The 23,724-nt window shown below is 33.1% G+C and carries 24 protein-coding genes; 9 read left to right on the forward strand and 15 right to left on the reverse strand.

Going from position 1 to position 23,724, the window contains the following annotated elements; genetic code table 11:
* Positions 1 to 8: 8 nt before the first annotated feature.
* The 5 genes from D9V42_RS03345 to D9V42_RS03365 form a co-directional block, all read right to left on the reverse strand.
* The gene (locus D9V42_RS03345; RefSeq protein ID WP_122063082.1) at positions 9 to 935 is read right to left on the reverse strand and encodes a DUF979 domain-containing protein; all 927 of its coding nucleotides are present in this window, start codon (positions 933 to 935) and stop codon (positions 9 to 11) included.
* Complete coding sequence (locus D9V42_RS03350; protein WP_107554370.1) at positions 928 to 1,632, reverse strand: DUF969 domain-containing protein; 705 nt, start codon at positions 1,630 to 1,632, stop codon at positions 928 to 930. The genes D9V42_RS03345 and D9V42_RS03350 overlap by 8 nt, the downstream gene beginning before the upstream one ends.
* Positions 1,633 to 2,369: 737 nt before the next feature.
* Entirely contained in the window at positions 2,370 to 2,810 is a 441-nt protein-coding gene (locus D9V42_RS03355; RefSeq protein WP_122063083.1) for a DUF805 domain-containing protein, read from the reverse strand.
* 144 nt (positions 2,811 to 2,954) lie between these two features.
* On the reverse strand, positions 2,955 to 4,553 hold the full coding sequence (locus D9V42_RS03360; RefSeq protein ID WP_122063085.1) for a M20/M25/M40 family metallo-hydrolase: 1,599 nt from the start codon (positions 4,551 to 4,553) through the stop codon (positions 2,955 to 2,957).
* 234 nt (positions 4,554 to 4,787) lie between these two features.
* Positions 4,788 to 6,179 (reverse strand): MFS transporter, encoded by a 1,392-nt coding sequence (locus D9V42_RS03365; RefSeq protein ID WP_122063087.1) that lies wholly within the window; start codon positions 6,177 to 6,179, stop codon positions 4,788 to 4,790.
* A gap of 438 nt (positions 6,180 to 6,617) precedes the next feature.
* Here D9V42_RS03365 and D9V42_RS03370 point away from each other — a divergent pair, with 438 nt between their 5' ends.
* From D9V42_RS03370 to D9V42_RS03410, 9 genes are all read left to right on the forward strand, one after another.
* The gene (locus D9V42_RS03370) at positions 6,618 to 8,369 is read left to right on the forward strand and encodes a sensor histidine kinase (protein ID WP_122063089.1); all 1,752 of its coding nucleotides are present in this window, start codon (positions 6,618 to 6,620) and stop codon (positions 8,367 to 8,369) included.
* 2 nt (positions 8,370 to 8,371) lie between these two features.
* A complete protein-coding gene (locus D9V42_RS03375; protein ID WP_122063091.1) occupies positions 8,372 to 9,136 on the forward strand; it encodes a response regulator transcription factor LytR in 765 nt (254 codons plus the stop codon).
* A 121-nt stretch (positions 9,137 to 9,257) separates the two neighbouring features.
* Positions 9,258 to 9,701 (forward strand): antiholin-like murein hydrolase modulator LrgA, encoded by a 444-nt coding sequence (gene lrgA, locus D9V42_RS03380; RefSeq protein WP_122063093.1) that lies wholly within the window; start codon positions 9,258 to 9,260, stop codon positions 9,699 to 9,701.
* Positions 9,698 to 10,399, forward strand: coding sequence for an antiholin-like protein LrgB (lrgB, locus tag D9V42_RS03385; protein ID WP_119615149.1), 702 nt, complete (start codon positions 9,698 to 9,700; stop codon positions 10,397 to 10,399). Before lrgA ends, lrgB begins: the two co-directional genes overlap by 4 nt.
* A 245-nt stretch (positions 10,400 to 10,644) precedes the next feature.
* The gene (locus tag D9V42_RS03390; protein WP_107530031.1) at positions 10,645 to 11,157 is read left to right on the forward strand and encodes a DUF4242 domain-containing protein; all 513 of its coding nucleotides are present in this window, start codon (positions 10,645 to 10,647) and stop codon (positions 11,155 to 11,157) included.
* Between the two features lie 264 nt (positions 11,158 to 11,421).
* On the forward strand, positions 11,422 to 12,162 hold the full coding sequence (locus tag D9V42_RS03395) for an ABC transporter ATP-binding protein (RefSeq protein WP_122063095.1): 741 nt from the start codon (positions 11,422 to 11,424) through the stop codon (positions 12,160 to 12,162).
* 13 nt (positions 12,163 to 12,175) lie between these two features.
* Positions 12,176 to 13,135 (forward strand): ABC transporter substrate-binding protein, encoded by a 960-nt coding sequence (locus D9V42_RS03400; protein WP_208639067.1) that lies wholly within the window; start codon positions 12,176 to 12,178, stop codon positions 13,133 to 13,135.
* Positions 13,136 to 13,141: 6 nt separating this feature from the next.
* On the forward strand, positions 13,142 to 13,903 hold the full coding sequence (locus tag D9V42_RS03405) for an ABC transporter permease (protein ID WP_107554360.1): 762 nt from the start codon (positions 13,142 to 13,144) through the stop codon (positions 13,901 to 13,903).
* Positions 13,904 to 13,917: 14 nt separating this feature from the next.
* Positions 13,918 to 14,967, forward strand: coding sequence for an acyl-CoA dehydrogenase family protein (locus tag D9V42_RS03410; RefSeq protein WP_122063097.1), 1,050 nt, complete (start codon positions 13,918 to 13,920; stop codon positions 14,965 to 14,967).
* A gap of 109 nt (positions 14,968 to 15,076) precedes the next feature.
* Here D9V42_RS03410 and D9V42_RS03415 read toward each other — a convergent pair whose 3' ends face one another.
* The 10 genes from D9V42_RS03415 to D9V42_RS03460 all read right to left on the reverse strand — a co-directional run bounded on the left by D9V42_RS03415 (position 15,077) and on the right by D9V42_RS03460 (position 23,549).
* The gene (locus D9V42_RS03415; RefSeq protein WP_122063100.1) at positions 15,077 to 15,835 is read right to left on the reverse strand and encodes an alpha/beta hydrolase; all 759 of its coding nucleotides are present in this window, start codon (positions 15,833 to 15,835) and stop codon (positions 15,077 to 15,079) included.
* 18 nt (positions 15,836 to 15,853) lie between these two features.
* Positions 15,854 to 16,546, reverse strand: coding sequence for an ABC transporter permease (locus D9V42_RS03420; RefSeq protein ID WP_017722791.1), 693 nt, complete (start codon positions 16,544 to 16,546; stop codon positions 15,854 to 15,856).
* Entirely contained in the window at positions 16,546 to 17,490 is a 945-nt protein-coding gene (locus tag D9V42_RS03425; protein WP_122063102.1) for an osmoprotectant ABC transporter substrate-binding protein, read from the reverse strand. Before D9V42_RS03425 ends, D9V42_RS03420 begins: the two co-directional genes overlap by 1 nt.
* Before the next feature lie 15 nt (positions 17,491 to 17,505).
* On the reverse strand, positions 17,506 to 18,141 hold the full coding sequence (locus D9V42_RS03430; protein ID WP_017722793.1) for an ABC transporter permease: 636 nt from the start codon (positions 18,139 to 18,141) through the stop codon (positions 17,506 to 17,508).
* A complete protein-coding gene (locus tag D9V42_RS03435; RefSeq protein WP_107554356.1) occupies positions 18,141 to 19,325 on the reverse strand; it encodes a betaine/proline/choline family ABC transporter ATP-binding protein in 1,185 nt (394 codons plus the stop codon). The genes D9V42_RS03430 and D9V42_RS03435 overlap by 1 nt, the downstream gene beginning before the upstream one ends.
* A gap of 298 nt (positions 19,326 to 19,623) precedes the next feature.
* Positions 19,624 to 20,097, reverse strand: coding sequence for a thioesterase family protein (locus tag D9V42_RS03440; protein ID WP_122063104.1), 474 nt, complete (start codon positions 20,095 to 20,097; stop codon positions 19,624 to 19,626).
* Between the two features lies 1 nt (position 20,098).
* The gene (locus D9V42_RS03445; RefSeq protein WP_107530041.1) at positions 20,099 to 21,064 is read right to left on the reverse strand and encodes a 3-hydroxyacyl-CoA dehydrogenase NAD-binding domain-containing protein; all 966 of its coding nucleotides are present in this window, start codon (positions 21,062 to 21,064) and stop codon (positions 20,099 to 20,101) included.
* Positions 21,061 to 21,951, reverse strand: a complete 891-nt coding sequence (locus D9V42_RS03450; protein WP_122063106.1) for a beta-keto acid cleavage family enzyme — start codon at positions 21,949 to 21,951, stop codon at positions 21,061 to 21,063. Before D9V42_RS03450 ends, D9V42_RS03445 begins: the two co-directional genes overlap by 4 nt.
* 194 nt (positions 21,952 to 22,145) lie before the next feature.
* Positions 22,146 to 22,694, reverse strand: coding sequence for a TetR/AcrR family transcriptional regulator (locus D9V42_RS03455; RefSeq protein WP_107554352.1), 549 nt, complete (start codon positions 22,692 to 22,694; stop codon positions 22,146 to 22,148).
* 258 nt (positions 22,695 to 22,952) lie between these two features.
* The gene (locus D9V42_RS03460) at positions 22,953 to 23,549 is read right to left on the reverse strand and encodes a YdeI/OmpD-associated family protein (protein WP_122063108.1); all 597 of its coding nucleotides are present in this window, start codon (positions 23,547 to 23,549) and stop codon (positions 22,953 to 22,955) included.
* Positions 23,550 to 23,724: the final 175 nt, after the last annotated feature.

Raw genomic sequence — 23,724 nt, forward strand, 5'->3', positions numbered from 1 at the left:
GAAATCAGTTAAAACGCCCATACATACATTAAGCCAATATGTATTACTATAAGTATAAGTGCAATCGGCGCTTGTGCTTTGATAACCCCAAATTCTTGTTTCATTTCTAACAATGCTACCGGCAATGTATTGAAATTAGCTGCCATTGGCGTTAGTAAAGTGCCACAGAATCCACCAGTCATAGCTAGTGCACCTGCGATAACAGGATCTCCACCTTGTGCGATGACAAATGGAATACCGATGCTTGCAGTAATCACTGTAAAGGCGGCAAAAGCATTTCCCATTAACATAGTAAAAAATACCATACCTAATATATATGCAGTTGCACCTACCAAATGATTTCCTTCAGGTAATACCGATGAAATACCTTTCGATATAACATCTCCAACTCCACTTACTGTAAATAATACCCCTAAAGCAGCTAAAAATTGAGGTAATATACCCACGGTACCAATTTGTTGTGTTAGTCGATCACTATCATAAAATACATATTTTATTTTAGGTTTAATTACTATATAGGCAGCTATTAACCCTAATATAGAAGAAACACCTAAACCTATTGCACCACCTAAAGGGGTCCAATTTGAAACAGCAATCGCCGCAATTGCTAAGATGACAGCTGGAATAAATAGTTTGTTTCCATATTTTTGGGCGCCATGCAGCCCTTCTTCTTCAGTTACATCGACAATGTTATTAATTGTCACTTGTTTAAATAAAGTCAATACCCCCATCATTAAAATGAATAAACCATTAATTACATTTGGGATATATGGACCAACAATAAATGTTCCAGCTAGCAAAATCCAAAATAACGCTGTACCGTATTTCTTTTTATGTGTAGAAGATTTCAAAATTCGAAACGCAGTGTATAGTAATTGTAAACCTATTAAAATATAAAAAACTTCTAAGATATTATTTAATACTTGTTCACTCATCACGTTTCACCTGCTTTGAGTCATATTTTTTATCTAAATATTTATCAAATCTTATATTATTAAGCCAGACAAGTACTAATACAATGAGTGCTATGGGTACTGATGCCAGCACTAATTCAATTGCGTCTACCTTAATGCCTAATGATTGAAATGTTCCTACCATTAATAAAACGCCTGCAGCACCAACGAATAAATTTTGCCCAAAGAAGTTTCCATAATTTTCCATTGCAGAAGTTTGTGCCTTTATCTTTTCAATGTCTGCTTCATCAACTTCGTCGTCTTTTAAATTATATCTAGTTTTTAATGCACCTTGAACCATTGGATTAATCAGTGGACGCACAAATTGAGGATGACCACCGATACGTATTGAAGCCACGCCAGCTATTTCTCTAATTAATAAATATATAGTCATTAGACGTCCACTTGTAACTCGTTTCACCTTTCCTATCATGTTAGAAGCTTGTTTTTTTAAACCAAATCGTTCGATTAAACCGACCATTGGTAACGTTAATATAAATAATGTAACTAAACGATTATCAACAAACGCTTTACCTAGTGTTTCTAAAATGGAATAAAAATCTAATCCAGAAACGATACCAGTAACCACAGCAGCAATTAAAATCACTGCAATCGTATCAATCTTAAACAGGAACCCTAATATAATAATTAGAATACCAATTAACTTTAACCACTCCATAAAACCCCTCCTTATGCCTACATTATAATTTTAAATTTTCTAAATACAATAAAAATCATCAAAAATTCAATAGTTTATAACCTTTTGTCATAATTATTAGTAACTTAAATATTACTATTAGAAAAATAGACAAAAACACTTACACTTAACCAGTCCAAACTAGTACCAATGATTACTATATCGTTCATAGCAATCCAACATGCACACGCTACCTTAAACATTTTATAATGTTTTTAAGGTATGGTAATTTGTATATAGAAAAAGGCAATACACATATGTGTATCGCCCGATATTCCCGTTACAAAAACGGTAACTTATATAAATCAATGGCTAATAACCCTCTATCCAATTTACTCACTTTTTTATTCTAACTTCACCCCATTTTCAACTTATGTAGCAGAGAAAATAAAGTTTAATACGTTATCTAATTTTGGTAGCTTTTATTATTATCAAATGGTTAAAATTGCAGTTATTTCTATATTAAAAAAGCTATATCCTTTAATATCAAGGGATATAGCTCTTTTAATATAATCAGAATATTGAGTTGGTGGCACCTATACAGGGGCTTCATCTCAGGTAAAACCGTTAGCTCTTTTAACTCTAGTCAGCTTTGTAGATGCCGGACGACGAAATCTCTTTAAAATAAATTAGATTTCTGTACCACTTTTTTTAAGACTAGGCATGTATGTCCCAAACTCAGTCGTATCATTTAAAATAACTTTCGTCATTGTATAAAATTACAACCATTTTAATTCTGAATCGGCTACATTACGTGATGGTAATAATGTTTCTACCACCAGGATCATTGTACAGATTAACGAAATGATATTTAATGATATAGCAACACTATTAATTTGAATAATATCAAAGGTAATATTAATAAATATAGATAATACAATTAATATGATTGCTGTTGCACGTTTTCTACCGGCATCATAAAATCTGCGCAATGTAATTGCAAACATTGGTAAGATTATCGCTAGCGCAAATATACCCACAAAAACTGATAGTACTGCCGCTACAATAAAGGTACCTGTAATAAAGCAAACGACACCAATGAGCGCAATAATGAATATAATAATGATATGAATTAATACCGGTGTCCAAAATTCTAGTCTGTTTGATTTGCCATTAAAATCTATATATCTTCTCCAAAAATCTTTATACGCCTCTAGCATGTGCTTACCACTCCATTTTCTTCTTGTGGAACTTTTAAAGTACATATCTTCACTAATATATCGTAATACCCTATTTTTTCAAAACTTATACTAAAAATATTAGTAAATTTAAAAACATTATATCAAATCATTACTTATATTGTTTTAAATATATGACTTTACGATACGATTTAATACGAATGGTAATTCTATAAATGCACTATCCTTATGTAGTCTTTCACTTAATTGATGTGCATCTTTACCGATTGGTCCACAAAGTATGACTGGCGCACTAATAGCTTGTATCGCTTCAAAAGGAATCAAGTAAGTTTGATTAAAATTAGGTGCGTTTTGCTGATAAGTAATCATTTGAGACATGTCGCCTGAAAAATTCAAGTAACTACTATCACTAATACCATTAAAATAATGAATACGTTCACTTTTACGTTGAAATTGTTCTTGTAAAGTTTGACGGACCAATTCAATAGTTTCCTCAACTTTTTCATCATAAGACGTATTAACTGCTGGATAATATGGCGTTGCAAAAAAAGTCACGACCGCTGGCGCAATATTTCTGCAAATTTGCATTAATCTATCTGTCACTTTAATACTTTGTAAATGGAGCTCTTTAGTTTGCTGTATCACTGCTGTTATTTCTTTATTTATAAATGCTTCACCATGATGTTTAATCGCATATGCTTTCAATTGCTCAAATGTCAGTACATTAATTTTAGTATCAAAAGGAATCTCTTCACTTTCTAAAATTGATAACCAATCACTTTCACAACGTTCTGTTGCTTTTATTACTGTATCTATAAATTGTCTATATAAGTCAGCAGGTTTCTGTTTGAAAAGGAACATATTAAATAATGACATTGTTCTAAATGGCGTTTGTACATCGTATGTTTGCTTAATATCTCTTGTCATTAATGAAACTGGCAAAGGTGTCGTTTCATTTTCAAATGTTTCTTTAAAAACAGCATTATATTCTATTGCTTGATTAATATAACTCATCATAAAGTTAGAGCTCAATCCGTCCATTGGGTTTCCTACATGTGTTTCTTTTCCATAACATAATACACCTGGCATTATTTTTCCAATAGAACCAGAATATATATAATGCTGTTCATCTGCACTAGCCTGTTGAAAAGTTGGTTCACTGTTTAAATGAAGCTGAATATCTAACTGATGTTGTTGTTTTAATCTTGCAATGGTCTCTACAGCTTTGCGCATACCTGAAGAATTCACTTCTTCATCTGGTACTGTGACTAAAATTAAATTAATATCCCATGCTTCGATACTCGCTTGTTCTATTAAGGATAAATGTAGCATTAAACCTGCCTTCATATCCATGACACCACGACCAAATAAATATGTATCACGATTTAAATCCTCAATAGCATCTTCACTAAGATAACTATTATGCTCTTTAAAAATATCCTTTAAGGCATCGGGATCAAAAGCATACTCACTATATGAGCCAAAGTCTTCTACACCTACAGTATCAAAATGACTGATTAATACGATTGTTTTTTTAGAAGTAGGTGCCTGATAAAAAGCTACAACAGCTTCTTTTTCATCTTCAGTAACTTCAAGTAAAACCTGGGATTGATGCTGTTGAAAATAATCTAATTTTAATAGCAGATTCTTTACAAAATTAGGAAATGTAATCTCGCCTTGAGTATTAGTAACCGTCTCATGTTTAACTAAACGCTTTAATAATTTCAATCTATCTTCATAAGTTTGCCATAGTTGCTGTACCACATAACCCCTCCTAATGTAAACGCTTCCTCAATTATAATACGCTTTTAATTTCATAATCAATATATTCTCGTGAAAAAGCTTTGTGAAATTAATATTCATTTACTTAATATGGTATGAACGGCCAAATTTATATAAATATAAAAAAACAGAATTACGCAATCAATGGTATAAATTGAATGCGTAATCCCGTATCTACAATAACTAATTATAATTTAAAGTGTCATTAGTCTTAAGTTAATTATTAAATTGATTTTTTGGTACTAATATGAGTACTGCCAAAAATGCGATAATTGCTAATGCTGCATTGAACCACAAGCCAAACATTGCTCCAACTTGTATATTCGATACTACAGTCATCACAGTAAAGATCGTCCCAGATAATGCGACACCAAATGAATTTCCTAATGATGATGCCATTTTATAAACACCAGACGCAACGCCAACTTTATCTTCTGGTGCTGTTGATACTGCTGTATCTGTCGATGGTGTTGCGTACATACCTAATCCCATACCATAGATTAAATAACCTATTATACAAGCTACAATATAAACTGGCGTAGGTAAGAACGTGAATGAAATTAAAATAATGCCTATAGCGTTAAGTGCTGCACCAATTAGCATCGGTCTTCTTGGACCAATCTTTTGTAACACTTTTTCTCCGACTCTAATCATTACTAGCACAGCTACTAAATACGTAATAGACATGACACCAGATTGGAAAGAACTAAAATGTAACCCTGATTGGAAGTACGTATTAGCGACAATAAGTGTCCCTGCCACTGCATTTAATAAGAAGTTAGAGATTGTAGCACCACTATAACCTTTATGTTTAAATAGTTTAAAGTCTATAAGTGGATTTTTAACTTTACCTTCATAATATAAAAAGCAAAGTGTTGAAATAATAAATACAACAATGAGTGACATGATAAATGGTGAGAAAAGCCCATAATCCGATGATTCTGTAATAATCAAATTTACACTTAGCATTGCAATAATTAAAATAATAAGTCCTACTATGTCAAATTTAGCTTGTTTTGTTTCTTCAGTTTGTATGGCTTTTGTTTCTGGTGTATGTCTCATTAGATACATTGCCATTAATGCTACAAGAATTGAAATAATGAATATTGATCTCCAACCAATAAACGTAGACATTACACCGCCAAATAACGAACAAACTCCTGTGCCTCCCCAAGAACCGATTGACCAATAACTCAATGCGCGTTGGCGACGACTACCAATATAATATTCATTGATAATTGCCAAAGTTGAAGGCATAATACATGCTGCAGATAATCCTTGAATCGCGCGTCCAACAACAAGTAATGGCATAAACCCTGGTATTATGATTAATAACGAACCAACAATACTTAATACCAATCCGATATAGGTCATTTTCACCCTGCCATATCTGTCAGCAAGCCCTCCTGTTCCTACTACAAATAAACCACATAATAATGCGGTTAAACTTACCGCCACATTTATTGTTCCATAATTCGTATCAAATGATGATTCTAAATCTGGAATAATATTTACTAATGATTGTGCAAACAACCAAAATGTAATGACTCCTAAGAAAATACCAACAAGAAGTTTATTATCTCCTTCAAACGAATGTGTTGATTCCATATGCTTTTTTCCTCCTATATTTCCCGTAAACACATAGATCACATTTCAAAACAGGTATACACGCCTTTAACGCTATTTTCCATACAAACTGAAAAACCGCTAAAAAAGTCTATATCTATTTCAAAACTAATCTTTTAAGATACAATTGGTTTAAAATTCTGTAATAATTATATCAATTAATTTTATGTTAATATCTATAATTTTTACAAATCCTTTTAAAAGCCAATATTAATAAAATAACACTTAACTCTTAATAATGCTAAAGAACTGCGTCAATTATGTAGTTATTTACATAGAGAGTAATTTGATTCTTCCCTCTGATCACTGCTATATTGGGACATTGGACATAATTTATAAAAAATAATTCCCATAAAACTCATAATTTTATAAAATTCTGTATAATCAACCATGTCAAACTAATAAAAAAAAGGTGAAGTCATGTTAAATTTATTTATCTTATTATTAGAACGCGTTGGTTTAATTATACTGATTGCATATATTTTAATGAATATTGATCATTTTAAATCGATGATGAATGACCGAGAAAAGCGACGTTCGCAATGGCAACTGATTATAATATTTGGTTGTTTCTCTATGCTTTCAAATTTTACTGGCGTACAAATTCGTGGTGATGAAATTATCAACGGCACAGTCTATAATCATTTAAGCCCTGATGCGTCGTTAGCAAACACACGCGTATTAACAATTGGCGTATCAGGACTAATAGGTGGACCATTCGTCGCCTTAGCGGTAGCACTCATTTCAGGTATTTACCGTGTCTATATCGGAGGGGCAGATGCATACATATATTTGATTTCTTCTATTATTATTGCACTAGTTTCAGGTTATTTTGGTCATAAAGCTATGCGAGCTAATAGATATCCAACTATTGTAAAAGGTGCGCTTATCGGTGGTGCTACAGAAATTATTCAAATGCTTTGTATTTTACTATTTTCTGATAATACCGCTCACGCATGGACGTTAGTAAAACTTATTGCCTTACCTATGATATCCATTAATTCAATTGGTACAGCTATATTTTTATCAATCATACTTTCAACAATTAAGAAAGAAGAAGAAACCCGTGCAATCCAAACTCATGATGTCTTACAATTAGCTAACCAGACATTGCCTTATTTCCGTTCAGGTTTAAATGAGCAGTCCGCTAAACAAGCAGCTGAAATCATTCTAAACCTAATGCGTGTTTCAGCCGTTGCGATTACAAATCGTAAAGACATATTAACTCACGTTGGCGTTGCAAGTGATCATCACGTTGCGCAAAAAGCTATTATTACGGATTTATCAAAAATTGCTATTCAAACTGGCACTTTAAAGGAAGCCTATTCAAGTGAAGAAATTGGTTGTAACCACCCTGGATGTCCGCTAGAAGCTGCTATTGTTATGCCATTACATGTAAAAAATGAAGTCGTCGGTACATTAAAACTCTATTTTACTAACAAGCATGACGTTAACTTTTCAGATAAACAGCTTGTAGCTGGACTAGCAGATATATTTTCTAGCCAACTTGAGCTTGGACAAGCTGAGACGCAAAACGCGTTAATAAGAGATGCTGAGATTAAGTCGCTCCAGGCTCAAGTCAATCCTCACTTTTTCTTTAACTCAATTAACACTATTTCAGCATTAGTAAGAATAGATAGTGAAAAAGCAAGAGAATTATTATTACAACTCAGTCAATTTTTCCGTTCAAATTTGCAAGGTACACGTCATAATACTATTTCTTTAGAAAAAGAATTACAGCAGGTTGAGGCATATTTATCATTAGAACAAGCGCGTTATCCTGATCGATTCAATGTTAGTTTTGATATCGCTGATTCAAGCTATGGTGCTTTAGTGCCACCTTTTGCAATTCAAATCCTTGTAGAAAACGCAATTAAACATGCATTTAAAAATAGAAAACATGATAACAACATTATTGTAAAAGCCCACCAAAATAACTACGGGTTAAATATCTCTGTGTCAGATAATGGACAAGGTATACCAGTAAACAAACTTGATAAAATTGGGAAAACTAGTGTTTATTCAGAATCTGGTACAGGAAGTGCGTTAGAAAATTTAAATCAAAGATTAGATGGTTTATTTGGTTATAAAGCTAAACTTCATTTTGAATCAAATAAACAAGGTACAAAAGTAAGTTGTACAATTCCACATCACACTACAGAGGAGGGTTAATTATGAAGACAATTATCGTAGATGATGAACCGCTAGCACGTAATGAACTACACTATCTATTAAATCAAATTCGTTCTTTTGATTTAATTAAAGAAGCCGAAAATATCTCTGAAACTTTAGAATTATTACTTTATGATAACTACGATGTTATTTTTTTAGATATTAATTTAATGGATGAAAGTGGTCTTGATTTAGCTAATAAAATCAAAAACATGAAGCATCGCCCTTTGATTATTTTCGCTACTGCACACGATACTTTTGCGGTAAAAGCGTTTGAATTAAATGCCATTGATTATATTTTGAAACCATTTGAACAACAACGAATCGCACAAGCTATCCATAAAGTTGAACAAGTGCTTCACTCAAATATCGAACAACAAAATTTTATAAATAATGATAATAATCCTAATGATACACACAACAAAATTGAGAATACGCCAAACGTACTCCCTATTGAAGTTAATGAGCGGATTCATATTATTAATTTAGATGATATTATCGCAATTTCTGTCAATAACGGGGTCACAACGATAAATACGACACTCAATGAATTTGAGACTTCTGAACCGCTCAACCATTACGAAAAAAAATTAGACACTACCCAATTTATGAGAATTCATCGTGCCACTTTAATTAACAAGACACATATTCAAACAATTGAACATTGGTTCAACTATACTTATCAATTAACCATGACTAATCAATTAAAATTCCAAGTGAGCCGCTCTTATATGAAACCATTCAAACAAGATATGGGGTTATCTTGATTTTCAAGTTCTAATTTATGCATTTCAGAGACAACGTCTAGTAAGTCGCTTGCCAATTCAACTAAAGTAATCGCTTTCATTTTATAATTAACCCAAGATTAATACGGGAGGAACTTTAATTATGGAAGCAAACAAACAGCAACATGCAGCACAAACGCAGCATTCAAAAACATATAATTTTTTCCATCAAGCACTTGTGATTGCTATTATCATGCTTATTTCAAATATTATCGAAAGTTTCATGCCAATTCCTATGCCCGCTTCAGTTATAGGTCTTGTGTTACTATTTATAGCACTATGTACAGGTATTATTAAACTTGGTCAAGTCGAGAAAGTCGGCACAACGTTAACGAACAATATTGGTTTTCTATTTGTACCAGCAGGTGTATCAGTTATTAATTCACTAGGCATTTTAAGTACGAGCCCTATCCTAATTGTTTTATTAATCATTATTTCAACACTCTTATTGTTATTATGTACAGGATTCTTTGCTCAAATGCTTATAACTAAATCCTTTATTCCAAGAAAAAGACCACAAAAACAACTTGCGGAGGATAAATTATGATTGAACATTTAGCCATCAATACGCCCTATTTCGGCATCTTACTTTCATTGATACCATTTATTATAGCCACATTTTTATTTAAAAAAACTAATGGCTTTTTCTTATTCACACCACTATTTGTAAGTATGGTCGTAGGTATAGCGTTTCTAAAATTAACTGGTATAGATTATGCAAATTATAAAATTGGCGGAGACATCATTAATTTCTTCCTGGAACCGGCAACTATATGTTTCGCTATTCCTTTATATAAAAAACGTGATGTTTTAAAAAAATACTGGAAACAAGTACTAGGCGGTATTACTTTAGGTACCACTGCAGCACTCATTTGCATTTACTTAATAGCTGAAGCATTCCAATTTTCTAATGGCATTATTGCATCTATGTTACCTCAAGGTGCGACAACTGCTATTGCACTACCTGTTTCAGCGGACATCGGTGGCATTAAAGAACTAACTTCATTAGCTGTTATATTAAATGGCGTAATTATTTACGCACTCGGTACAAAGTTAATCAAACTATTTAATATTACCAATCCTATCGCTCGTGGCCTTGCACTTGGCACAAGTGGACATTCCTTAGGCGTCTCTTCAGCACAAGAATTTGGTGAAACAGAAGCTTCAATGGCATCTATTTCATTAGTTATTGTCGGTGTAATTGTTGTAGTTGTTGCTCCAATTCTTGCAGCAATATTACTTTAAATAATAGTAATTATATTATAATGAGAAAGAGAGAAATCAATAATCTAAAAGTTGATTTTTCTTTTTCTCATTTTCATTTCCATAAGCACAATGATTTAAAATTTTGGAAAGATACACTCAAGTTATATAAAATATAACAATTTTATAAGTTATCAGAAAATTAAAATTACTTATGATTATATCCTTGTATTGTGATAGGAATTGTTGTATTATGCATGTATTATTAACTTTGGAGGTTTAAATTTATGACATTATTTTTACTAGAAGCAAATGATTTAGCTTTTGCCTCAAATAAATCTGACTTAGAAAAGAAAGCTGCAGACTTAACTACAGGCTCTGTACCGACGCTTATCGAAGTACAAGCAACTGAAGATTTAACACATGGTTATTTTATCGTCGAAGCAAATAATGAAACGGAAGCAAAACAATTTTTAGAGGATGCTTCAATTAATATAAATTTAGTAAAAGAAGTTCGTTTAGTAGGTAAAGAACTAGATGAAGTTAAAGCCGGAGATCCAAAAATTGATTATCTAGTAACATGGAATATTCCTGAAGGTATTACCATGGATCAATATTTAGCTCGTAAAAAGAAAAATTCAGTTCATTACGAAGAAGTACCTGAAGTTCAATTCCAACGTACTTATGTATGTGAAGACATGACTAAATGTATTTGCTTATATGATGCACCAGATGAAGATGCAGTACGTCGTGCACGTAAAGCCGTAGATACACCTATCGATGACATTGAAAAAATTTAAAGAACTACTTTCTCAATGATATTGAGATTAGTAGTTCTAATAATTGAAGTAAAAAATCATAACTAATCACTTCACGAGTATGGGACATATATAACCCCTTTTACTTGTGAGCATTTAATATATCATGCACATTAAATGACTAATGTATAGTCATACTTGTGGGGGCGGGAATTTGAAATTCAACTATAATTTGGATTTCAATCCCGCTCCTTTATTATCAATTTAATCCCTACTAAAACGATACGAATAATTGAGGTGAAATACGTGATTCATATTGACCATATTCAACATCAATTTGGCGATAACCAAGTTATCAATGATTTTGAACTCAATATAAATAAAGGAGATATCGTTACTTTTATAGGTAAAAGCGGATGCGGTAAATCTACGCTATTAAATGTAATAGGTGGTTTTTTAACACCTACATCAGGCACAGTAAATATCGATGGTGAAATTAAACAAACACCTTCACCAGATTGTTTAATGATATTCCAGCACCACAATTTATTACCTTGGAAAAATATTAATGACAATATAAGAATTGGTTTATCACGACAACTAAGTGACAATGAAATTAACAAACATTTAAAAAGTGTTGATTTAAATAATAAAGGCACCTTATTCCCTGAAGAACTATCTGGTGGTATGAAACAGCGTGTAGCACTGTGTAGAGCACAAGTCCACCAACCAAATGTGATATTGATGGATGAACCATTAGGCGCATTAGACGCCTTTACTCGTTACAAATTACAAGACCAACTAGTTCAATTAAAAGAACAAACTGATGCTACGATTATTTTAGTAACACATGATATTGATGAAGCTATTTACCTTTCTGACAATATCATATTGCTTGGTGAAGGGTGTGAAATCATTAGTCAATACAACATTAAACAATCACACCCACGTAACCGCAATGATAGTCATTTATTAAATATTAGAAATGCAATTATGGAAAAATTTGCTTTAAATCACCATATGGCAGCACCGGAATACTATTTATAAGGAGTGTTAGACATTGAAAAAGTTATTTGTTCTTTCAGTAATGTTCCTTTTAATAGTTTCTGGGTGTACAAATGATAACCAGCAAACAGCTCATAACAATAATCAAAATAAAAAGACTATAAAAATCGGTTACCTCCCTATTACACATTCAGCTAATTTAATGATGACTGAACAAGTTAGACAACAAGCAAAAGAATCGGGATATAATTTAAAACTTGTACGTTTTAATAATTGGCCAGATCTTATGGATGCATTAAATAGTGGAAAAATAGACGGTGCTTCAACACTCATTGAACTCGCGATGAAATCTAAGCAAAAAGGTTCCAATATAAAAGCTGTCGCACTTGGACACCATGAAGGTAATGTAGTTATGGGACAACAAGGGAAGAAAGTTTCTGATTTCCATAAACATGAAAATTATAGTTTTGCTATTCCTCATCGGTATTCTACGCATTATTTACTATTAGAAGAAATTCGTAAACAACTGGGTCTTAATGCAAAAGACTTCAGTTACCATGAAATGGCACCTGCTGAAATGCCCGCAGCTTTAAATGAAGGACGAATTTCAGGTTACTCAGTTGCAGAGCCTTTTGGCGCACTGGGTGAAAAGTTAGGAAAAGGAGAAACAATTCAGCATGGAAGCGACATTATACCAGATGCGTATTGTTGTGTCCTTGTATTAAGAGATGACCTAATAAACAACCACACTGATGCTGCAAAAGCATTTATATCTGACTACAAAAAAGCTGGTTACAAAATGAATAATCAAAAACAAAGCGTGGATATTATGGATAAACATTTTAAACAAGACAGAGATGTTTTAGAACAATCTGCCAAATGGACTTCTTATGGTGATCTTACTATTGAAGAAAAAGGTTATAGCAAAATTAAGAAGTTAATTAATGAACACAAACTGTTTAAAGCACCAGATTATAATGAATTTATAGACCCAACGTTATATAAGGAAGGATAAAGTGAAATGACAACTACATTAATCAAAAAATTCACATTGCCCCTATTCACTTTCATCATTTTTCTATTTTTATGGCAATGTGTCATTTGGATAGGTAATTACCAACCTATTCTGTTACCAGGCCCTATTCTCGTAGCACAAAGTATATGGCAATTTATTATTTCCGGGGAAATATTCACACATTTAGGTATTAGTCTATTTCGTTTTTTTGTAGGTTTTGGAACTGCAATTTTAATAGGCGTACCAGTTGGGTTCTTATTAGGTCGTAGTAACACACTTTTTCATGCTATAGAGCCTTTATTACAGTTGATTAGACCCATCTCACCTATTGCTTGGTCACCATTCGTAGTTTTATGGTTTGGTATTGGCAGTCTACCAGCAATGGCGATTATATTCATTGCTGCTTTCTTCCCTATTGTCTTTAATACTATTAAAGGCATAAGAAATGTTGAACCGCAATATTTGAAAATTGCAGCGAATTTAAACCTCAAAGGATGGTCATTATATAGAAATATATTATTTCCAGGCGCCTTCAAGCATATTATGGGTGGTATTCATATGGCGGTTGGTACAAGTTGGATTTTCTTAGTTTCAGGCGAAATGATTGGTGCTCAATCTGGATTAGGCTTCCTAATTGTGGATGCGCGTAACATGTTAAATCTAGAAGATGTCTTATCTGCAATCTTCTTTATTGGCTTATTCGGATTCTTAATTGATCGACTCATTAGTTACTTAGAAACAATCATTTTAAAAAGATTTGGAGAATAAAGGAGCGTATATATATGAGTTTACAAACACTTATTAAAAATGAATTAGAACCTTATTTAATAGAAATTGACGAAGGTTCATACTACCCTAGAACATTTATTCAAAATTTATTTAAAGAAGGCTATTTCAAAGAAGATGACTTAACTAACAATTTAGAAGTGATCGAAGAAGTATCTAAATCATGCCTTACTACAGGGTTTTGTTTATGGTGTCAATTAGCATTTTCAACTTACTTGCAAAATGCTAAACAACCTCATTTTAATCAAGATTTACAACAGGCACTACTTAGTGGAAAAGTATTAGGTGCAACAGGGTTATCTAATCCCATGAAATCATTTAATGATTTAGAATCATTTAATTTAAATCATTATTACAAAGAGAATCAATTATTCGTGAAAGGTAAATTACCTGCAGTGAGTAATATAGGGCCAGACCACTATTTTGGCGCTATATCAAAAGCTGAAAACGGTGACGAATTAGTCATGTTTATTGTACATGCAAACCAAGACGGCGTTACTTTAGAGGAAAAATCAAATTTCTTAGGCGTTAATGGCTCAGCTACTTTTAAAATCGAACTAAACGATGTACTTATTCCAAAGAATCAAATTATCACTCATGATGCAAAATCATTTGCTGCTGATATCCGTCCTCAATTCGTTGCACTGCAAGTACCAATAGCATTAGGTTCTATTCGTGCTTCACTTGATTTGATACATCAATTTTCAGATGCACAAAACGGTATAAATAAATACTTAGAATACGATATTGATGATTTCGAATTACGTTTACAACAAATCAAAACAGACTTTTATCATTTAATCCAACGCAAAACTTTACAACATGATTTTGCTGAACTCATCAACTTAAAAAAACAAGCTGGCTACTTATTATTAGAAGTGAACCAAGCTTCTATGGTGAACGGTGGATCTAGAGCTTATTCACCCAAAGCACCACAAGCACGTAAATTAAAAGAAGGTTTCTTCTTCGCTGCGTTAACACCCACTTTAAGACATATAGGTAAATTGGAAGAAGAAATCAACCCTAAGCATATTACTTCAAAGTAATACATTTTTTCTTTATCGTTTGTACAATCAACTCTTCAAGTCAAAAAACCTCAACCATTTTTATGATTGAGGTTTTTATTTATGCTAAATCATTGTTTTAATTTGCTATTTATCCTACGAACCATTCAATTGCACGTTTTACAGCCTTGTCCCAATAAGCATAATCGTGCTCACCAGGTCCATCTTCAAATTGGTAAGATACATTTTGTGCATCCAAATATGCTATAAATTGTTTATTATCTTCGTAGAGTTGATCTTCTGTTCCACACATAATAAGTAACTCCGGTATTACTTTGCTTTCAGCTATTGCTTTATCTACTAAATAATACGGATCAAGTTCTGTATCCTGTGTCATTTTATCTACACCTGCAATTGCTTGGCCTGAAAAGTCATTCCAATCAATGTCTATAAAGGTTTGGGCATTAAATACAGATGATAATGGGCTCGCCTTAGCAAAACGATGACCTTGTGTTAAGGCATATTTAATCGTTCCATATCCTCCCATAGAATGCCCTGCAATAAAGTTATCCTCTCTCTTCTGTGATAACGGTAAGATTTGATGTGCATAATCTAATACTTCTAATACATAGTCAAAGTATTTATGACCAAATTCCATATTACTATAACCACTATGGTCAGCATTAGGCATAATCACTGCAATTTGATGGTCATTTGCATAACGCTCAATACTTGTATAGCGCATATAAGATGTTTCATCACTTGATAAGCCGTGTAACAATAACATTGTCTTTAATTGTTTGGGCTCTATCTCCGTATTAAAATAACTAACATCTTCAGGTAAAATTGCTATAAATTGATGGTTCATACCAATGGTTTTGGATTTGTAATTTATCGTTAACAACGCCATATCATTTCACTACTTTCATTACTGATTAATACCCTGTGGTCTATGCTTTTGTTTCTTCTGTGTTCTAGTCGTCGGGTCTAATCGTTTTTCTAATAATCTTAATACAACATCTATTAAAATTGCAATTAATGCAATAGGTATAGCGCCAGCTAAAATAAATGTTGTGCCATCTGTAGCATTTGTTCCACGGATTACAATATCACCTAAAGTCGGTGCGCCAATAAATGATCCAACAGCGACAACTCCAATAGCTACAACAAGCGCAATTCTTAGTCCGCCTAAGATAACAGATAAAGCTAATGGTAACTCTATCATGCGTAAGACTTGATTCCGTGTCATACCCATACCTTTACCGGCATCTTTAATATTTTCATCTACACCTACGATACCTGTAAAAGTATTTTTAATAATCGGTAATAAAGCGTATAAGAATACCGTTACTACTACTGTCGTTGGCCCTAAACCCATAACTAACATCAAAATAGCAAGCATTGCTATAACAGGTACAGTTTGTATAATATTTGCAATCGTAATAATCGTCCATGATAGTTTCTTATATCTAGCTATAATAATACCTAGCGGGATACCCACAATCGCTGCAAATAACACGCCATACACAGACATAAGTAGATGTTTAATAAATAAATCCCAAAGGTAGCCAAAGTTTACTGAATAATATTCGACTAATTGCTGTAATAAATTACCCTCCATTAGTTTTGATCACCCTTCTTATCATTTTCAAAATAGTTATGTTTTTTCAAGAAGTTTTCTGCAACAACTGCCGGCTCTTTGCCTTTACCATCAGCCTGATAATTAAGATTTTGCATTTCACTAGTTGAAATCTTCTTCTCTAACTTATTAATAATCGGTTTTAATTCAGGATATTTATCTAATAATTCATTTGTTGCTACCGAACTAGCTGCATAAGGTGGGAAAAAGCGTCTATCATCTTTTAACACTTTTAAATCATATGCCGCAATTCTCCCATCTGTTGAATACCCTACGGCTACATCGAGATTTTTAGAATTTAATGCATCATATACTAAACCAATTTGCATCGGTCTAACTGTATTAAATTTAAATCCATATTCTTTCGTAAATCCTGGATAACCATCCCCTTCACGATTTAACCATGAACTATCGACACCTAATTTTAATTCATCACTATGTGCTTTCAAATCAGATACTGTTTCCAAATTATATTTTTTAGCTGTTTCTTTTGTAACCATAAATGCATATGTATTTGCAAAACCATATGAATTAAAGAACGTTTGATTAAATTTGTTTTGGAAACCTTCTTGGGTAGCTTTCATTGCTTTTTCTGGGTCTTTAATAGGATCTTCATTTAATGCACCTGTTAAATCTGTACCATTGTAACGCGCACCAGACATATTTGCATCACCATTTACAAGAGCGTTGTGCTGAATTGTACTTGATCCTAAGTTATTTATTAATGTTGGTTTAATCTTTCCATCCGTATCATGTTCTATTAAAAGTCTCAACATATGAGACATAATTTGTGATTCACTCGTCGCAAGCGCTGTAATCTTGACTTCGTTGTCTGAGCTATTTCCACCTAAACCGGGTAAACTACATCCAGATAACACCGTCAGACACAGTACAAGTGCGATACAATACTGTTTCAATCGTTTCATAATGTCCTCCTTAATTTATCTGGATACTTTTAATCCTTTTGGCACTGCCCATTTTTCAACTAATGATAGTAATAGATCTACAATTAATGCTAATGCTGTGACAAGTACTGCAGCACTTACAATCATCAATGGATCGTATAAGTTTAATCCGTTAAATACAAAGTCACCTAAACCGCCGGCACCAACATAACTCGCAAGTGTAGCCCAGCTGATTACATAAACTGATGATAATCGAATGCCGCCTAAAATCAACGGTAAGGCTAATGGCAGTTCCACATCTTTCATTAATTGAAAACGCGTCATGCCCATACTGATTGCCGCTTCTTTAATATTACTATCGATATTTTTAACACCTAAAACAGTATTATTTAATATTGGTAAAAGTACATAGATAAATAAAGCTATGATTGCTGGTAATTTTCCCACGCCAAAAATTGGTATCATGACCGCAAGTACAGCTAATGTAGGAATCGTTTGTAATACACCAGCAACTGTAAGCACAATGTTTGAAGTTCTTTTCATCTTGGATAGAATTATGCCTAAAGGCACAGCTACTACAATGGCAATCAACAAAGCGATCATTGAGATATAAAAGTGTTCTACTGTTTTAGAAATCAGTTGACCACCATATTGCTCTATGAATTGTTTCATTATATATCAGCTCCTACATTATCGGGCTCTACAATTGCAGCTTCAGTAGCGCTAACATCCTCATCTAATTCTCCCCAAATACTGTCATAAACGATATCTACTAAGTTGGCTCTCGTAACTAATCCAATTAATGTTTTACCATCACTATCCACTACTGGCACATTTCTTACATTTCTCTTAAGGATTGTACGAACAGAGTCTTGTAATTTACTATCTATTCTCACTCTATAAATATCACGTTGCATCATATCAATAAGATCCTTATGCGTTCTTAAACCTTGATTGATATCTTCAATATCTAAATAACCTAATAATCTGCTATTGTTACCTACTACAAAAATAGTATCGACACGACGTGCTCTCATAATTTCTACTGCTTCATTCAATGTACTATCTGCATGTACTGTAACTGGTTTAATCATGGCATCTTTAACCGTACGCATGTTAGGTCTATCTTGTATCAATCTATTTTGACCAATAAAGTCACGTACAAAGTCGTTTGCTGGATGACGTAAAATATTGTCAGGTGTGTCATATTGAATCACTTGACCTTCTGACATAATACAAATTTTGTCGGCTAGCTTGATAGCCTCGTCCATATCATGAGTGACAAATATAAATGTTTTACCTAATTTTTGTTGTAACTCTTTAACTAAATCTTGTAGCGTGTCTCTAGTAATTGGATCCAAAGCTCCAAAAGGCTCGTCCATCAGAATAACATCTTGTTCAGCTGCCAATGCTCTAACAACACCAATACGCTGTTGCTGACCACCAGAAAGTTGTGATGGATATCTATCTAAAAATTCTTCAGGTAAGTCGACTAATTTAATTAATTCTTTTGCCTTTTTTTCTTTCTTTTCTTGTGACCATTTCAATAACTTAGGTACTAAAACAATATTTTCTCTAATAGTCATATGTGGCATCAATCCGATTTGTTGTATAACGTAACCAATTTTTCTACGCAATTCCACTGGATTCATCTTACGGACGTCTTTGCCATTAATTGTAATTTGGCCTTCAGTTGCTTCTATCATCCTATTTATCATTCTTAAGGCAGTTGTCTTACCACTACCACTTGTACCAATAAATGCTATAAATTCACCAGATTCAACCTCTAATGAAATATTATCCACAGCTTTTTTACCGCCGCCATAGACTTTAGATAAGTTTTTAATACTTAACATGGGTCAATTCCTTTCTATGTACATATTCAATTTCAACTATTTCCTTATAAATTTAGGGCTACCTGTGGATGTTATACAAATCCTAAAATAAGTAAAAACATGAGCACATATAGCCCTAATTTATTCATGTTTCGCTAAATACATCTAAATAAATAGCCATTTTGCTTAGATATTTTATCAACCTATATATAACAAGATACATCAATTAATAAAATTAAACAATTTATAATAGTGAATTTTGTTTCTTAATACATTCAAAAAACCTTTTATTCAATGGCTTAAAATTTATTAACAAAATTTATTTTCGTTTGATTCCGATATGATGCCCAAGCTCTTCTGGTTGATGTTGAATCAATGCAATATCAGCATAAAATTCAACTGATTTTCTAATAGATTCTGGAAATGGTTGCGGTTTATTAGATTTAGTATCCATCCCCATTAGCATCACTTCATATGTCGCACATCTGTCATTTTGTTCATTTTTTAATGTCATAAATACGTGTAAACGCTTTGCATCAAAATCAAACAATTCTACTGTGACAGTGAGGGGCTCATTTACTTTTATTTCTTTTAAATACATCACATGATTTTCAAGTGTGAATATAGTATATTTCAATTGTTCAATCGCTTGTAAATCTAACCCCAAATTAGCTAACCACGCGTCTGTTGCATCGCTGAATACTCGATTATACTCAGCATCATTCATATGACCATTATGATCTACCCAATTTTGTTTTACCGTTGTCGTATATTCAAATAATGATTGGGTCATATTAATACACCGACTGATTATTACTTTTTTTCATTGAAGGTGTCTCTTCTGGCCAATATGTTTCTGCAAGTTGTTTCACTTTAACTAAAAATTCATTGCGTTTTTGGTCAAGCTCTGACATGGTTTGTCCTTGTGATGAAGATTCACATCCATTGACGACTTCATCATAAAGTTCTTGTGTTAATTCAGGAGCTATTAATTTAGTCCAAGGTTTTTTCAATGCAGGGCCAAATTGTTTTAACATATGACGCATACCGCCCTCACCGCCAGCTAAATGGAATGTCATAAACGGACCATATTGTGCATAACGCAACCCAGCTGCATGGGTAAATGCTTTATCTACTTCTTCTGTAGTAGCGATGCCATCATTGACGATATGCAATGCTTCTCTCCATAAAGCCTCCATTAATCTGTCAGCTACATGTCCTTCAATTTCATGTCTCACATGTAGTACATCCATACCAATACTTTCGTAAATTGTTTCAGCTTTTACAGTTGTTTCTTCTGTAGTTAATTTACCAGGAACAATTTCAACTAACGGTAAAATATATACAGGATGGAATGGATGTGCTACTACTAGTCTTTCTGGATGTTGTAAATGCTTTTGTAATTCTGAAGGCATGATACCTGATGTACTAGAACCTATGATAGCATCTGGTTTTGCATAAAAATCTATCTCAGTTAATACTTGATCCTTTAATGATTCAATTTCTGGCACATTTTCTTGAATATGATCTGCATCTTTAACTGCTTCTTCTAAATGAGGAGTGAACGTTAAATTTTCTAAAGATGCATTTTCTGCTAAGCCAAGTTGTTCAGCATATGGCCAATTTTGTTTCACTTGTTTCAACATACTTTCAAATGCATTTTCACTCGGATCTGTCGCGATGACTTCATGTCCATGTGCTAATATTCTTGTAATCCATCCGCTACCGATTACACCTGTACCTACAACTGCAAATTTCATTTTGTACCTCCTTGTGGCGATCTAAGCTGATACTTATCACGCGCCTCTGCCGGTGTCATCGGCTCAATATCTAAAGCTTTGAGTATTTCTACTGCTTTTTCAACAAGTTGTTCATTAGATGCTTTTACACCTTTTGCTAAATATAAATTGTCCTCTAAACCAACACGAACGTTACCACCACGTTTTGCCGCTTCCTCTACTGTTGGAAATTGCATTCTTCCAATACCAAATGCTGACCATTCTGCATTTTCAGGTATACGTGTCTTAAAATATTCAATGGTTTCTGGATCATTTTCAGCGCCCCATGGAATACCTAAACAGAATTGGAATAGCGGTGTGCCTTCAATAAGTCCTTCATTTATCAATTGTTTTGCAAAAGAAATATGACCACTATCAAAGCACTCTAGTTCTGGTTTAACACCTGCATCCTTGACCAATTGAGCTTGTTTCCTCAACCAATCTGCAGGACTCAAATAAATAGCGTCGCCCATATTGACGCTACCACAATCTAATGTACACATTTCAGGTAATAACGTACCAACTGGTTCATGTCGCTCATCAGGGGTTTGCATATCGGATCCTTTTTCTGCTTTATATGGATCTTCGAGGCTTGGAATGAAATCTCCGCCTCCACCTGATGTGATATTAATAATGATATCTTCATCTGCTTCTCTAATTAGTCTTACTGCTTCTCTAAAAAACGCCACATCATGACTAATCTCCCCTGTTTTTGGGTCTCTCGCATGAATATGTGCTACAGTAGCACCAGCCTTTGCGCATTTAATTGCAGAATCAGCAATTTCTTGTGGCGTCACAGGGACATGCTTATTTTTATCTACAGTATCTCCAGCACCTGTCAATGCTGCTGTTAGCATAACTTTTTTCATTGATATAAACCTCCAAGAGCGTTTTTAATACATCGGTTAGTGTACCAACTGGACGGTTTAGTTTCAAGCCCTTGAAAATTTAAAAAAAGGAATAATCAACTTCAAATTGTCGATTATCCCTTTAGTAACGGTACTTAACATAGTTTGTTCATTTTATTATTTTTTTATAAATTACATAGACTCAAAAAAATAATTTAGTCATTTTTATCAATTTGAGTATATTCCGTCAATCTGTCCAAGACTTTTTCTCTCATCGATTCATCTAAATTATCTAAACCGAAAATTTCTGACAACCACAATCCATCAACTGCCAACCTCATTATAGTTGCGTCTACTTTATCTAGACCATCATTTTCAATATTGTGTTGCCATTCTTTGTATGTGTCCTGTAATGGTAATAGTAAATTACTGTTTATGCCTTGGGCAGCAAGCATACCAGATGTAATCGAACCGTTTTCAGCACGATGTTCACGAGTTGCTTCGATAAAGGCACGAACCCATTTACCGTTCCCATTATTATCTTTTTCTACATGTTCATTAACATTATTGCGATATAGTTCATCTGCATGGTCAACGAGTCCTTGTATTAACGCAAATTTGTTTTGAAAATGATACAATAAGCCACCTTTACTGACACCAGCTTTTTTAGCAACAGCATCTAAAGTTAAATATTCACTACCTTGTTCATCAACGATAGTTGCAGCTGCCTGTAATAATTGTATTCGTTTGGAAACTCTTGGCATTCATACACCTTCTTTCTCAATGTACTATCTGACCTGTTGTCTCGTAGTATTTTATATTCGAGCAAACTATATATGATAAACGAAAAAGTTGCAACTCTATCTTTCTATAAATTCTAAATTAAAGACATAAGTATATTATCATATTTCTAATATCATTTATGATCTATAACACAACCATGACGTATGGCACATTAGGATAATTAAAGGCCGAGACCTTAAATTTAAGCCCCAGCCTTAGCACTTTATACACTTTGAGAATTATCTATCATTCATGCCTTTTCCATTTAAAATATGATCTATATATTTTAACACGCGATTTTCACGTGTCGAAGCCCTTTTAGCCTGTCCTATGAAATACATATATTGTCTTTGTCTACCAGGAGTTAATTGATTAAATGCTTTTTCCAGTTCTGGCATTTCATCTAATTTCGCTTGTAATTCTACTGGCATTTCATAGTCTTCTGTTTCTTTCATAGGTACTTTTTTGCCTGATTTTTCAATTCTTATGGCTTCTTCAATATACCATTTAATTTCTTCTCTACGTCTTTCTATTTCTTCTAAACTTTCAAAGCGTAATTGTCTAGCTGCTTGTACATTTTTAGTTTGTTGAATCAATGTGTGATAAGGATCTTCCATAATAGCACCTTTTTCAAATAACAGGGCACAATAGTGCTTGAAGTCTTGTACAATCACTACGTTTTTATTTTCTAATGTATAACAAGGATGCATCCATTTATAATCTTCAACTAATTCAGTTTCTGTAATAATTTCACGCATCAATATAAATTCATCTTGCCACTGTTTTAATCTATCAATAAATGCATCTACTTTTATATGATTTTGTTGATTTGTCATAACAATTGCACCTCATTGTATTTTCTATTTATTTTTATTCTACTATAAATCACTCTATTTCCGCTATGATGGACTATTTCCTTTCTAAACCAAGTTTTCCGATTGATGTACTATGAATTAAATGCAAATTATGTTATGATTTTTTTATTATTTTTACAACTACATAATATATAGA

This window comes from Staphylococcus pseudoxylosus, from assembly GCF_003697915.1.
GTDB classification, from domain to species: domain Bacteria; phylum Bacillota; class Bacilli; order Staphylococcales; family Staphylococcaceae; genus Staphylococcus; species Staphylococcus pseudoxylosus.

Coding starts and splice junctions, on each gene's coding strand:
- D9V42_RS03450 (WP_122063106.1), bottom strand. CDS start 21,951: ATGAAAAAAGTTATGCTAACAGCAGCATTGACAGGTGCTGGAGATACT.
- D9V42_RS03415 (WP_122063100.1), bottom strand. CDS start 15,835: ATGGCGTTGTTAACGATAAATTACAAATCCAAAACCATTGGTATGAAC.
- D9V42_RS03440 (WP_122063104.1), bottom strand. CDS start 20,097: ATGACCCAATCATTATTTGAATATACGACAACGGTAAAACAAAATTGG.
- D9V42_RS03425 (WP_122063102.1), bottom strand. CDS start 17,490: ATGAAACGATTGAAACAGTATTGTATCGCACTTGTACTGTGTCTGACG.
- D9V42_RS03365 (WP_122063087.1), bottom strand. CDS start 6,179: ATGGAATCAACACATTCGTTTGAAGGAGATAATAAACTTCTTGTTGGT.
- D9V42_RS03430 (WP_017722793.1), bottom strand. CDS start 18,141: ATGAAACAATTCATAGAGCAATATGGTGGTCAACTGATTTCTAAAACA.
- D9V42_RS03460 (WP_122063108.1), bottom strand. CDS start 23,549: ATGACAAATCAACAAAATCATATAAAAGTAGATGCATTTATTGATAGA.
- lrgB (WP_119615149.1), top strand. CDS start 9,698: ATGATTGAACATTTAGCCATCAATACGCCCTATTTCGGCATCTTACTT.
- D9V42_RS03405 (WP_107554360.1), top strand. CDS start 13,142: ATGACAACTACATTAATCAAAAAATTCACATTGCCCCTATTCACTTTC.
- D9V42_RS03455 (WP_107554352.1), bottom strand. CDS start 22,694: ATGCCAAGAGTTTCCAAACGAATACAATTATTACAGGCAGCTGCAACT.
- D9V42_RS03410 (WP_122063097.1), top strand. CDS start 13,918: ATGAGTTTACAAACACTTATTAAAAATGAATTAGAACCTTATTTAATA.
- D9V42_RS03370 (WP_122063089.1), top strand. CDS start 6,618: ATGTTAAATTTATTTATCTTATTATTAGAACGCGTTGGTTTAATTATA.
- lrgA (WP_122063093.1), top strand. CDS start 9,258: ATGGAAGCAAACAAACAGCAACATGCAGCACAAACGCAGCATTCAAAA.
- D9V42_RS03355 (WP_122063083.1), bottom strand. CDS start 2,810: ATGCTAGAGGCGTATAAAGATTTTTGGAGAAGATATATAGATTTTAAT.
- D9V42_RS03390 (WP_107530031.1), top strand. CDS start 10,645: ATGACATTATTTTTACTAGAAGCAAATGATTTAGCTTTTGCCTCAAAT.
- D9V42_RS03435 (WP_107554356.1), bottom strand. CDS start 19,325: ATGTTAAGTATTAAAAACTTATCTAAAGTCTATGGCGGCGGTAAAAAA.
- D9V42_RS03445 (WP_107530041.1), bottom strand. CDS start 21,064: ATGAAATTTGCAGTTGTAGGTACAGGTGTAATCGGTAGCGGATGGATT.
- D9V42_RS03375 (WP_122063091.1), top strand. CDS start 8,372: ATGAAGACAATTATCGTAGATGATGAACCGCTAGCACGTAATGAACTA.
- D9V42_RS03345 (WP_122063082.1), bottom strand. CDS start 935: ATGAGTGAACAAGTATTAAATAATATCTTAGAAGTTTTTTATATTTTA.
- D9V42_RS03350 (WP_107554370.1), bottom strand. CDS start 1,632: ATGGAGTGGTTAAAGTTAATTGGTATTCTAATTATTATATTAGGGTTC.
- D9V42_RS03420 (WP_017722791.1), bottom strand. CDS start 16,546: ATGGAGGGTAATTTATTACAGCAATTAGTCGAATATTATTCAGTAAAC.